The 11,553-nt window shown below is 53.9% G+C and carries 12 protein-coding genes; 5 read left to right on the forward strand and 7 right to left on the reverse strand.

Features of this window, described 5'->3' with window-relative positions; genetic code table 11:
- The first annotated feature begins 159 nt into the window (after window positions 1-159).
- A complete protein-coding gene (locus FOB24_RS00825; RefSeq protein WP_137351232.1) occupies window positions 160-1,500 on the forward strand; it encodes an MFS transporter in 1,341 nt (446 codons plus the stop codon).
- A gap of 45 nt (window positions 1,501-1,545) precedes the next feature.
- Entirely contained in the window at window positions 1,546-2,019 is a 474-nt protein-coding gene (gene trmL, locus FOB24_RS00830) for a tRNA (uridine(34)/cytosine(34)/5-carboxymethylaminomethyluridine(34)-2'-O)-methyltransferase TrmL (protein WP_048237006.1), read from the forward strand.
- Window positions 2,020-2,107: 88 nt separating this feature from the next.
- Here trmL and cysE read toward each other — a convergent pair whose 3' ends face one another.
- The 5 genes from cysE to FOB24_RS00855 all read right to left on the reverse strand — a co-directional run bounded on the left by cysE (window position 2,108) and on the right by FOB24_RS00855 (window position 5,275).
- Window positions 2,108-2,929 (reverse strand): serine O-acetyltransferase, encoded by an 822-nt coding sequence (gene cysE, locus FOB24_RS00835; protein ID WP_016154965.1) that lies wholly within the window; start codon window positions 2,927-2,929, stop codon window positions 2,108-2,110.
- Between the two features lie 77 nt (window positions 2,930-3,006).
- On the reverse strand, window positions 3,007-4,026 hold the full coding sequence (gene gpsA / locus FOB24_RS00840; RefSeq protein ID WP_137365854.1) for an NAD(P)H-dependent glycerol-3-phosphate dehydrogenase: 1,020 nt from the start codon (window positions 4,024-4,026) through the stop codon (window positions 3,007-3,009).
- Window positions 4,026-4,493 (reverse strand): protein-export chaperone SecB, encoded by a 468-nt coding sequence (gene secB / locus FOB24_RS00845; protein ID WP_038635313.1) that lies wholly within the window; start codon window positions 4,491-4,493, stop codon window positions 4,026-4,028. Before secB ends, gpsA begins: the two co-directional genes overlap by 1 nt.
- Before the next feature lie 46 nt (window positions 4,494-4,539).
- Complete coding sequence (gene grxC, locus FOB24_RS00850; protein ID WP_003024152.1) at window positions 4,540-4,791, reverse strand: glutaredoxin 3; 252 nt, start codon at window positions 4,789-4,791, stop codon at window positions 4,540-4,542.
- Between the two features lie 52 nt (window positions 4,792-4,843).
- Window positions 4,844-5,275 (reverse strand): rhodanese-like domain-containing protein, encoded by a 432-nt coding sequence (locus FOB24_RS00855; protein WP_003024148.1) that lies wholly within the window; start codon window positions 5,273-5,275, stop codon window positions 4,844-4,846.
- Between the two features lie 248 nt (window positions 5,276-5,523).
- Between FOB24_RS00855 and gpmM the strand changes: the two genes are divergently transcribed.
- The 3 genes from gpmM to FOB24_RS00870 are packed head-to-tail and all read left to right on the forward strand — an operon-like array spanning window position 5,524 to window position 9,288.
- Window positions 5,524-7,068: a 2,3-bisphosphoglycerate-independent phosphoglycerate mutase gene (gpmM, locus tag FOB24_RS00860; protein WP_150344413.1), complete on the forward strand. Its 1,545-nt coding sequence runs from the start codon at window positions 5,524-5,526 to the stop codon at window positions 7,066-7,068.
- Between the two features lie 33 nt (window positions 7,069-7,101).
- A complete protein-coding gene (envC, locus tag FOB24_RS00865; RefSeq protein ID WP_249359797.1) occupies window positions 7,102-8,361 on the forward strand; it encodes a murein hydrolase activator EnvC in 1,260 nt (419 codons plus the stop codon).
- Between the two features lie 3 nt (window positions 8,362-8,364).
- Window positions 8,365-9,288, forward strand: a complete 924-nt coding sequence (locus FOB24_RS00870; RefSeq protein WP_069323716.1) for a divergent polysaccharide deacetylase family protein — start codon at window positions 8,365-8,367, stop codon at window positions 9,286-9,288.
- On the opposite strand, the gene FOB24_RS00875 is transcribed toward FOB24_RS00870, so the two are convergent.
- On the reverse strand, window positions 9,289-10,326 hold the full coding sequence (locus FOB24_RS00875) for a glycosyltransferase (RefSeq protein WP_150344414.1): 1,038 nt from the start codon (window positions 10,324-10,326) through the stop codon (window positions 9,289-9,291).
- A gap of 192 nt (window positions 10,327-10,518) precedes the next feature.
- Entirely contained in the window at window positions 10,519-11,544 is a 1,026-nt protein-coding gene (gene tdh, locus FOB24_RS00880; protein ID WP_069323715.1) for an L-threonine 3-dehydrogenase, read from the reverse strand.
- Window positions 11,545-11,553 lie beyond the last annotated feature (9 nt).

Genomic DNA, 11,553 nt, shown 5'->3' on the forward strand with positions numbered 1-11,553 from the left:
ATACAGATACCCAAATAATTCGAGCTGCAGGAAGGCGGCAACGCAGCGAATCTCAGGAGCGTACATAAGTACGTGACCGGGGTGAGCGAGGAAAGCCAACGCACATGCAGCTTGAAGTATGACGGGTAGATAACAACCATCATAACGGGCGAGGGTGACATGGCTTATTCCGGTAAAGTGAATATCCAGCAGGCGATAGACGACAGTCCTTTTTCACGCTTTCATTGGGTGATTATTGTCCTGGGCTTTCTGGTGTTAGCCATTGACGGCTTCGATACGGCGGCGATGGGTTATATTGCGCCCACGCTCTCTGCTGACTGGGGCATCCAGAAGCAGGATCTCGGGCCTGTTTTAAGCGCCGCATTATTGGGTCTCTCATTTGGCGCATTATTGGCCGGACCGATTTCCGATCGGATGGGCCGTAAGCGCGTACTGGTCTTTTCCTGCCTGTTCTTTGGCCTCGCCAGTCTCGGCACCGCCTATGCACAGACGCTGAATATGTTAACGTTCTGGCGCTTCCTCACCGGGCTTGGACTCGGCGCAGCAATGCCCAATGCCATTACCCTGGTGTCAGAATTTGCGCCCAAACGCTGCCGTTCGATGGCAATAAACACCATGTATTGCGGCTTTCCATTAGGGGCTGCGGGCGGTGGCGTCATCTCGTCCTGGCTGATCCCCAACTACGGCTGGCACAGCGTGCTGCTCGCTGGCGCAATCGCCCCACTGACTCTCACCGTGCTGTTGGTGCTGTTCCTGCCGGAGTCGGTTAAGTATTTGGTGCACCGTGGCAAAAGCGTTGCGCAGGTGAAACGTATTGCCCAACGATTTATGTCAGGCAGTCTGGAAAAGGTCACCCAGTTTTATCTGGATGAAGACAAGGTTACGGTCAAAAAAGGCAGCGTAGCGCAGTTGTTCAGTATGCCCTGGCTGCCTGGCACGCTGATGCTGTGGCTGACCTACTTTATGGGACTGGTTATCTATTACGTACTGCTGAGCTGGATGCCCACTCTGATGTTGGGCATGGGCTATCCACTGGCGGAATCGGCCTGGTTAACTTCGCTGTTTACCTTCGGCGGTACGGCCGGGATCCTGCTGGCCGGTTGGTTAATGGATCGCTGGGAAGCACATAAAGTGGTATCACTCGGCTTTATTCTGACGATGCTGTTTGCCCTCGCCCTCGGGTTTGAGCATAACCATATCATCCTGTTCGGCGCACTGATTTTCCTGATGGGGATTACCATGAACGGTGCGCAGTCCGGGCTGCAGACGCTGGCCGCAACGTTCTATCCTACCCACTGCCGCGCGACGGGTATTGCGTGGATGCAGGGCGTGGGTCGATTCGGCGGCGTGGCCGGAACGATGATGAGCGCCCAGTTGCTTTCCCTGCAATGGCAGGCTGATAGTATCTTAATGTTCCTTAGCCTTCCCGCGCTGCTGGCTGCTGCGGCCACGATTTACAAGCTGCAACGCTATAAACCGCGCGCGCTGACCGTCGCATAGTACCCGCTGTTTCTGCTATTCTGCCCCCGTTATTAAGGGGGCAGTATGCTTAACATCGTTTTATTCGAACCAGAAATCCCGCCAAATACCGGCAATATTATCCGTCTTTGCGCCAATACCGGCTTTCGTCTGCATATTATTGAGCCAATGGGCTTTACCTGGGACGACAAGCGCCTGCGTCGCGCAGGCCTGGATTACCATGAATTTACCGCCGTGCTGCGCCACCCTGATTACGCCGCCTTCGTCGCCGCAGAAAACCCGCAGCGTCTGTTTGCCCTGACCACCAAAGGTACGCCAGCGCACAGCGCAGTAAGTTATCAGGATGGGGATTATCTTATGTTTGGCCCGGAAACACGCGGTCTGCCAGCCAGTATCCTCGACGCTCTGCCGGCCGAACAAAAAATTCGTATTCCGATGATGCCGGACAGTCGTAGCATGAACCTGTCAAATGCGGTGTCGGTGGTGGTGTATGAAGCCTGGCGCCAACTGGGATATCCCGGCGCGATATTACGCAGTTAATTTGTGTCGGATGGCGGCTGACGCCTTATCCGGCCTACAAATCCCACGTAGGCCCGGTAAACGCAGCGCCACCGGGCATGGCTCGAAATCAGATGCCATCGCCGTATTCGAACGTATGATGTATCCCGTTGAAATGCTGATCCATATCCATGGACGGCTTATCGCTGTCAGGCTTGCCGACAATGCGTGCCGGGACGCCTGCGGCGGTAGTATGTGGCGGTACGGGTTGTAAAACGACGGAACCCGCGCCAATCTTCGCGCCGCGCCCGACTTCAATGTTGCCGAGAATTTTCGCGCCCGCGCCAATCATCACCCCTTCACGAATTTTTGGATGACGATCGCCGCCCGCTTTACCGGTCCCGCCAAGCGTAACGGATTGCAAAATAGAGACGTCATTTTCAATCACGGCGGTTTCACCCACCACAATACCGGTGGCGTGATCGAGCATAATCCCACGGCCAATTTTTGCCGCCGGATGAATATCTACCTGGAAAGAAACAGATACCTGATTTTGCAGGAAGATTGCCAGCGCCTGACGCCCCTGATGCCATAGCCAGTGGCCGATGCGGTAGGCCTGAAGCGCATGAAAGCCCTTCAGATACAGAAGTGGGGTGGAATATTTGTCGACGGCCGGGTCGCGCGTGCGTACCGCCTGGATATCACAAGCCGCCGAAGCAATCATTTCGGGATCGGCCGCGTAGGCCTCTTCCACAACTTCGCGAATCGCAATGGCAGGCATGATTGGAGACGCGAGCTTATTCGCCAGCATATAGCTCAGCGCACTACCGAGGTTTTCATGCTTGAGCAGCGTTGCGTGGTAAAAACTGGCCAGCATAGGCTCACATTCCGCCAGTGCCCGGGCTTCCGCTTTAATGTTTTTCCAGACGATATCCAGTTCTTCACACGGCATTGCGTACTCCAGAAGGTAGCAAAACGACCGACCCGTTCTTCGCGGGTCGGGTCGTTATATTCAACAGTTCCTTACAGCTAGTGGCGGCTCAGCTCATCCTTGCGTGCACGGCCTAATAACGTTAATGCTGCCTCGCGCGCGTTTTTTCCGCAATACAATACTTGATAAATTTCCTCGGTTATTGGCATCTCAACACCAAAACGGTGCGCCAATTCACGAACTTCTTTCGTATTGCGGTAGCCTTCCACCACCTGACCAATCTTGTCCTGCGCACCCTGCACGTCCATCCCCTGGCCGAGCATCATGCCAAATCGACGGTTGCGCGACTGGTTGTCGGTACAGGTCAGCACCAGATCGCCTAAACCCGCCATCCCCATAAAGGTGGCAGGATCGGCACCCAGCGCCGCGCCAAGACGCGACATTTCGGTCAGTCCACGGGTGATCAATGCGGTTCGTGCATTGGCGCCAAAACCGATGCCGTCAGACATCCCCGCGCCAATCGCAATGACGTTTTTCACCGCGCCGCCAAGCTGCACGCCAATGAAATCCGGGTTGCTGTAAACGCGGAAGCTTTTGCCGCAGTGCAGCAACTGCTGGAGATCGTCAGCGAAAGTATCGTCCGTTGAGGCCAGAGAAATCGCCGTCGGCATACCCGCCGCCAGCTCTTTGGCAAACGTCGGGCCTGAGATGACCGCCAATGGAATCGCATCTCCCAACGCTTCACGCGCCACATCCTGCAGCAGGCGTCCCGTTTCCGCTTCCAGACCTTTTGTTGCCCAGACCAGACGCGCATCAGGACGCATTAGCGGTTTGATGTTACGCAGCACTTCGCCAAAGACGTGGCTCGGCACCACCACCAGAATATTACGGCTGGCGGCCAGCGCAGTGGCTAAGTCACTTTCCAGGCGCAGCGTGTCGGGAAAAGGCACATCAGGGAGGAACGCGACGTTGCAGCGATCGTGCTCAAGGGTCGCGATATGTTTTGGATCATGGCCCCACAGGACAACCTGATGGCCATTTCTTGCCAGGGTAATGGCAAGAGCGGTGCCGTACGAGCCGGCACCAATCACAGTCATTGAAGCATTACTTTGGTTCATCAGGCATCCTGATGTTCTTCAGTACCTTCGCCAGCCTGCTGCTGTAAATAGTTCATGAACAGCGCATCAAAGTTGACCGGCGCAAGGTTCAGTTGCGGGAACGTACCGCGTGAAACCAGGCTAGTGATGCATTCGCGGGCATACGGGAACAGAATGTTCGGGCAGTATGCGCCGAGGCAATGCGCCATCTGAGTCCCTTCGATACCGCTGATGGAGAAAATACCGCCCTGCTGAACTTCACACAGGAACGCCGTTTCTTCGCCAAGAGCAGCCGTTACGGTGACACGCAGCACGACTTCATACACGTCATCTGCCAGTTGGGTAGATGCGGTATCAAGATCAAGTTTAACCTCTGGCTGCCAATCTTTCTGGAAAACATGCGGTGCATTTGGCGCTTCGAAAGATACATCCTTGGTATAGATACGTTGGATCTGGAAAGCCATTTCAGTGTTATTTTGTTCTGACATGTTTAGAAAACCCTTAGTGTTGTCCTTTAAATACTTTCAGTACGCCTTATCGCAGCAGGGGATCCAGTCCACCACGCGCATCCAACGCATACAAGTCGTCACAACCGCCAATGTGCTGTGCATCAATAAAAATCTGCGGAACCGTCGTACGGCCACTGCGTTTGATCATCTCTTCACGCTTTACGGCATCGCCGTCAATCGGAAGTTCCTGGAAACTCACACCCTTGCTGTTCAACAGCGCTTTTGCGCGATGGCAAAACGGGCAGGTTGCTTTGGTGTAGATCTCAATATTGGCCATGACTTATCTCCAGTGTTCTTTTTACCCTGCGGCATGAAAGAAGACGGGTAAATTACTTGCCGCGAACCAGTGGCAGATTCTCACCACTCCAGCCCGCTACGCCGTCTTTCAGTACGGATACCTGCTCAAAACCGGCTTTAATCAGCGCAGTTGCTGAATCCTGGCACTGCATGCCTGAACCATCAACCACAATCACAGGTTTGTTTTTGTGTTTTTCAAGCTCGCCAAAATTGTTGGCTTTGATTTCGCTCGGCAGCAGGTTAGTGGAGCCTGCGATATGGCCTTTGCGGAAGTCGTCGCGCTGGCGTAAATCCACAACAACGGCGTCTTCTTTATTGATGAGACGTGTAGCTTCGCCGCGAGTAATCACCTTCACTTTTGAGGTCAGGCTCTTAAACGTGGTAAATAATACAGCCGCCAGTAACGCAATCCAGGCGATACTCAAGACAGGGTGGCGACTAACAAATTGCATAATTTCTTGCATGGGGGGTAACAACTCCCGACTAGTGATTAAAAAAAACCAGGAAAGGAGTATACCTGCGCGTTGGCGCAAATACAGCCAGAGCGTGCATTGGATTGCATTTTTGCGGGGCGCTACGGAAAAAAAAATGTAAATCGGTGTTCCCCCTGGCACGCGATCCCCCATTATTTGATCTTCGGGGGCTACTTTATCGATTCAGCTGTAGTAAAATTACGCAATTATTTTTTATCTATGAGTGTGAGGTTGTCGCAATGTCGGTTTCTAAAAAACCTATGGTACTGGTGATTCTGGATGGCTACGGCTATCGCGAAGACAGCCAGGATAACGCCATTTTTACTGCTAAAACCCCGGTAATGGATGCGCTGTGGGCAAAACGTCCGCATACCCTGATTGATGCGTCTGGTCTGGAAGTCGGCCTGCCCGATCGCCAGATGGGCAACTCCGAAGTGGGTCATGTCAACCTGGGCGCGGGCCGTATCGTGTATCAGGACCTTACCCGTCTGGATGTCGAAATCAAAGAGCGTACGTTCTTCGCTAACCCGGTGCTGACCCACGCGGTCGACCAGGCAAAAAATGCCGGAAAAGCGGTACACATCATGGGTCTGCTCTCTGCTGGCGGCGTTCACAGCCACGAAGATCACATCATGGCGATGGTAGAACTGGCCGCTGAACGCGGTGCGGAAAAAATCTATCTGCACGCTTTCCTTGATGGTCGTGATACCCCGCCGCGCAGCGCTGAACATTCACTGCAGAAATTCGAAGAGAAATTTGCCGCGCTGGGCAAAGGTCGCGTAGCCTCCATCATCGGTCGTTACTACGCTATGGACCGCGACAACCGTTGGGATCGCGTAGAACAGGCTTACGATCTGATGACGCTGGCGAAGGGCGAGTTCCAGTTCGCTACGGCGGTTGAAGGCCTGCAGGCCGCTTATGCCCGCGACGAGAACGACGAATTCGTCAAAGCGACCGAGATCCGTGCCGAAGGTCAGGCAGAAGCCGCTATGGAAGACGGCGATACGCTGATTTTCATGAACTTCCGTGCTGACCGTGCGCGTGAAATCACTCGCGCATTCGTTAACGCTGACTTCGATGGCTTCGCCCGTAAGAAAGTCGTTAACCTCAACTTTGTGATGCTGACGGAATACGCGGCCGACATCAAAACTGCGGTGGCTTACCCACCAGCATCTCTGGCCAACACCTTCGGCGAGTGGATGGCGAAGAACGAAAAAACGCAGCTGCGTATTTCCGAAACCGAAAAATATGCGCACGTAACCTTCTTCTTCAACGGCGGCGTAGAAGAGCCGTTCACAGGCGAAGACCGTATCCTGATCAACTCGCCGAAAGTCGCGACCTACGATCTGCAGCCGGAAATGAGCTCTGCTGAACTGACCGAGAAGCTGGTTGCAGCGATTGAGAGCGGTAAATACGACACCATCATTTGTAACTACCCGAACGGCGACATGGTTGGCCACACCGGCGTGATGGAAGCAGCGGTTAAAGCGGTTGAAGCGCTGGACCATTGCGTTGAGCAGGTAGCGAAAGCCGTTGAATCCGTTGGCGGACAGCTGCTGATCACCGCAGACCACGGTAACGCAGAGCAAATGCGCGATCCGTCTACTGGTCAGGCGCATACCGCGCATACCAACCTGCCGGTTCCGCTGATTTATGTCGGTGGTAAAAACGTTAAAGCGGTCGAAGGCGGTAAACTTTCAGATATCGCCCCAACGATGCTGACGCTGATGGGTATGGAAATCCCGCAAGAGATGACTGGTAAGCCGCTGTTCATCGTGGAATAATCCCTCCCCATGAGGGGAAAGGCGATTAATACCATCACTCGGGTCGTGAAACTGCCAAAGTTTTCAGTCAGGCCCTTGTTCTACGCCAGCGCGCTTAGCGCTGGCGTATTGCTGTGCGCCTTTTCCGCCCACGCGGACGAACGCGATCAGCTCAAATCTATTCAGGCCGATATCGCGGCAAAAGAACGCGCGGTACGCCAACAGCAACAACAACGTTCCACTCTCCTCGCTCAGCTTAAAGCTCAGGAGCAGGCCATTGCCGTCGCCGCAAGGCAACTGCGCGAAACGCAAAACTCACTGGCACAGCTGAACGCACAAATCGCTGAGATGAACGCCGCGCTCGCGAAGCTGGAAAAACAGCGGGCAGCGCAAGAGCGCAGCCTGGCAGCCCAGTTAGACGCCGCGTTTCGCCAGGGTGAACACACCGGTCTTCAGCTCATCCTTAGCGGCGAAGAAAGCCAGCGCGGACAGCGTCTGCAGGCCTATTTCGGCTACCTGAACCAGGCGCGGCAAGAAACTATCGCGCAGTTGAAACAAACCCGCGAAGAGGTCGACTCACAAAAAGCCGAGCTGGAAGATAAGCAGAGCGAACAGCAGACCCTGCTGTACGAACAACGCGCTCAGCAGGCTAAGCTGGAGCAGGCGCGTAACGAACGTCAGAAAACACTGTCGGGTCTGGAGTCATCGATTCAACAGGGCCAGCAACAACTGGGCGAAATGCGCGCTAACGAATCCCGTCTACGCAACAGCATTGCTCGCGCTGAAGCCGCGGCCAAAGCGCGCGCGGAACGTGAAGCGCGCGAGGCGCAGGCCGTACGTGATAAGCAGAAGGATGCGTCACGAAAAGGCTCGACCTACAAGCCGACCGAAAGTGAAAAATCACTGATGTCCCGTACCGGCGGCCTGGGATCGCCGCGCGGCCAGGCATTCTGGCCTGTTCGCGGCCCAACGCTGCATCGTTATGGCGAACAACTGCAAGGTGAGCTACGTTGGAAGGGTATGGTTATTGGCGCATCCGAAGGCACCGAAGTTAAAGCCATTGCCGATGGTCGCGTCATTCTGGCGGACTGGTTGCAGGGCTATGGTCTGGTCGTCGTGGTTGAGCACGGTAAAGGCGATATGAGCCTGTACGGTTATAACCAGAGCGCGTTGGTCAGCGTCGGTACGCAGGTTCGCGCCGGGCAGCCTATTGCGCTTGTGGGTAGCAGCGGCGGTCAGGGCAGGCCGGCACTCTATTTCGAAATTCGTCGCCAGGGTCAGGCGGTCAATCCACAGCCGTGGTTGGGAAGATAAGTTTTGCCTCAATTTCGTCGTCTATTACTCTCTCTTGCCAGCGTGCTGGCCTTCGTAACACCTGTTTTTGCTGGCAAACTCGCCATCGTTATTGATGATTTCGGCTATCGTCCACAAACTGAAAATCAGGTACTGGCGATGCCTTCCACCATCTCCGTTGCCGTTTTACCCAATGCTCCACATGCGCGTGAAATGGCGATTAAAGCGCATAACAGTGGACATGAGGTGTTGATCCATCTGCCGATGGCGCCACTGAGCAAACAACCGTTAGAGAAAGATACTTTGCGCCCGGAAATGAGCAGCGAAGAGATTGAACGCATTATTCGCGACGCGGTAAGCAAAGTGCCGAATGCCGTGGGGCTGAACAACCATATGGGCAGTGCGATGACTTCCAGCTTGTTTGGCATGCAGAAGGTGATGCAGGCGCTGGAACGTTACGATCTCTACTTTCTGGACAGCATGACCATCGGCAACAGCCAGGCCATGCGCGCAGCGTCAGGAACCGGTGTGAAGGTCATCAAACGCAAAGTCTTCCTGGATGACACGCAAAATGAAGCTGACATTCGTCGTCAGTTTACTCGCGCCGTCGATCTTGCGCGTCGCAACGGCTCAGCGATCGCCATTGGACACCCTCATCCTTCCACGGTGCGAGTATTACAGCAGATGCTTTATAATCTGCCAGCCGATATTACGCTGGTTCGTCCGAGCAGCCTGCTCAATGAACCGCAGGTCGATACCTCCAGACCTAACCTCACGCAACCGAATAACGGCGCACCGCGTAATCCTTTCCGCGGTGTAAAATTGTGCAAACCGAAACAGCCGTTAGAACCCATTTACGCCAGTCGATACTTCACCGTACTCGGTGAAAGCATCGCCCAAAGCACGCTGGTGCAGTATATGCGCCTGCAGTGGCAGGGCTGGCAATAATCAGTCGTTAAGATCCAACGTTAAATGGGCCAGGCGGCGCGGCGTCAGTGATTTATCGCGCCACTGGCTAAAGCGGATGGCCCACAGCAGCACCTGATAACCCAGCTTAACGCTGCAGATATTACTTAGCATCCGTTTGAACATACCCGACACAAATACTTCAGCAATCATACGCTGGCGGATTTTTTCGTCCGGCTCTTTACGTATGCAATGACAAACGCGTAGCGCTTCGTAAATCACTTGCTGTTTGAATTCCGGGTAAATGGGAATGCGCCCGGCGTACTCATGATTCATTTTGTCGAGCAGGCGGGTAATCTTGATGTAGTGACGCTGATAGGCGAGGTTTTTCAGCCCGGTGCGCGGCAGTCGGCTCACGGATGCGCCGTGCAGGAAGTATTTGTACAATGGGACTTCCGTGTAGCGTGCGCGTTTCGCATTAAACATAAACTCCGTGGTCCAGATGATATCCTGGTGATGCAGGCCAGACAGGAAGGTCAGCCTTGCGTCGCGGATGGTCTGATGACGGTAAACGCCCATCCAGACAACGTGCCGCCACCGACGACTGGCTAACGCTTTGCGTAACCAATCTGGCCCGGTCATCACGCCGGTAGAACGAATTCGATCGGTAGGAATAGATGTCCAGGTTTTACCCGTCTCGGCAATACACCAATCAGCGTTGCATTGCGCAACATCCAGATTGTCCTTCAACGCCATCTTCATCAACGTTTCATACATTTCCGGATAAGCAATATCATCACCGTCAACATAAGCGATGTACTCGCCCCTGGCGACTTCCATGCCGGTATTACGCGCCGCTGAGACTCCCCCGTTCTGCTGATGCAGTAGATGAACGTGCGGATAACGATCCGCATACGCCTGTGCGAGCTGCGCAGAGTTATCCGTAGAGCCATCATTAACAATGATGATCTCCAGATTTTTCCACGTTTGCGCAATCAGCGAATCCATACACGCAATGAATGGTTCACCCGTATTGTAAAGCGGCATAATGACGCTCAATAGGCCGGGGGTATAGGTCATATCAAATCCTGCCAAACAGTATAATTAACGGCAATTTCTAACATATTTAGCGGTAATTCTTCAGAGAAAATTTCTCAAACCTTTAGCGGAAAATGCGCCTGACGAATGAGCGCAGCAAACAAAAAAATCCCCGGAGAGTTAACGATAGTCAACATCCGGGGACGGCATGCAGAATCCACTACGTGGATACGGTTAATCCCAGCTCAGGATCACTTTCCCTGACTGCCCTGAACGCATCGCGTCAAAGCCTTGCTGGAATTCATCGATGGAGAATCGATGGGTGATAATTGGCGACAAATCCAGACCAGACTGAATCAGAGCGGCCATTTTGTACCAGGTTTCAAACATCTCACGACCGTAGATACCTTTAATAAACAGCCCCTTAAAGATAACTTTAGTCCAGTCGATGGACATATCAGATGGCGGAATACCCAGCATAGCAATACGGCCACCGTGGTTCATGGTATCCAGCATAGCGCGAAACGCTGGCGGCGCGCCGGACATCTCCAGGCCTACATCAAACCCTTCGGTCATGCCCAGCTCAGCCATCACGTCGGTCAGATTCTCTTTCGATACGTTGACCGCGCGGGTGATACCCATTTTGCGTGCCAGCTCAAGGCGATACTCATTCACGTCGGTGATCACCACGTGGCGTGCGCCAACGTGCTTCGCAACCGCCGCCGCCATAATACCGATTGGACCCGCGCCGGATACCAGCACATCTTCTCCCACCAGATCGAACGACAGCGCCGTGTGCACCGCATTACCGAACGGATCGAAGATGGACGCCAGATCATCGGAGATATTGTCCGGGATTTTAAACGCGTTAAATGCCGGGATCACCAGGTATTGTGCAAAACAACCAGGACGGTTTACACCGACACCGGTCGTATTGCGACACAGGTGCGTACGCCCACCGCGGCAGTTACGGCAATGCCCACAGGTGATATGACCTTCGCCAGAAACGCGATCGCCGATTTTAAAGCCTTTAACTTCCTGACCAATGCCAACAACTTCGCCGACATATTCATGCCCCACGACCATCGGAACCGGGATGGTTTTTTGCGACCAGTCATCCCAGTTATAAATGTGAACGTCAGTCCCGCAGATGGCTGTTTTACGGATTTTAATCAGCAAATCGTTATGGCCGACTTCCGGTTCAGGAACGTCGGTCATCCAAATGCCCTCTTCCGCTTTCAGTTTGGATAACGCTTTCATTTCACATCC

Origin of the sequence: Citrobacter werkmanii, assembly GCF_008693645.1 — a bacterium.
GTDB lineage: Bacteria > Pseudomonadota > Gammaproteobacteria > Enterobacterales > Enterobacteriaceae > Citrobacter > Citrobacter werkmanii.

What these genes read in the sequence shown, in the direction of transcription:
- FOB24_RS00825 (WP_137351232.1), top strand. Translation starts at nt 160, where the DNA reads ATGGCTTATTCCGGTAAAGTGAATATCCAGCAGGCGATAGACGACAGT.
- trmL (WP_048237006.1), top strand. Translation starts at nt 1,546, where the DNA reads ATGCTTAACATCGTTTTATTCGAACCAGAAATCCCGCCAAATACCGGC.
- cysE (WP_016154965.1), bottom strand. Translation starts at nt 2,929, where the DNA reads ATGCCGTGTGAAGAACTGGATATCGTCTGGAAAAACATTAAAGCGGAA.
- gpsA (WP_137365854.1), bottom strand. Translation starts at nt 4,026, where the DNA reads ATGAACCAAAGTAATGCTTCAATGACTGTGATTGGTGCCGGCTCGTAC.
- secB (WP_038635313.1), bottom strand. Translation starts at nt 4,493, where the DNA reads ATGTCAGAACAAAATAACACTGAAATGGCTTTCCAGATCCAACGTATC.
- grxC (WP_003024152.1), bottom strand. Translation starts at nt 4,791, where the DNA reads ATGGCCAATATTGAGATCTACACCAAAGCAACCTGCCCGTTTTGCCAT.
- FOB24_RS00855 (WP_003024148.1), bottom strand. Translation starts at nt 5,275, where the DNA reads ATGCAAGAAATTATGCAATTTGTTAGTCGCCACCCTGTCTTGAGTATC.
- gpmM (WP_150344413.1), top strand. Translation starts at nt 5,524, where the DNA reads ATGTCGGTTTCTAAAAAACCTATGGTACTGGTGATTCTGGATGGCTAC.
- FOB24_RS00875 (WP_150344414.1), bottom strand. Translation starts at nt 10,326, where the DNA reads ATGACCTATACCCCCGGCCTATTGAGCGTCATTATGCCGCTTTACAAT.
- tdh (WP_069323715.1), bottom strand. Translation starts at nt 11,544, where the DNA reads ATGAAAGCGTTATCCAAACTGAAAGCGGAAGAGGGCATTTGGATGACC.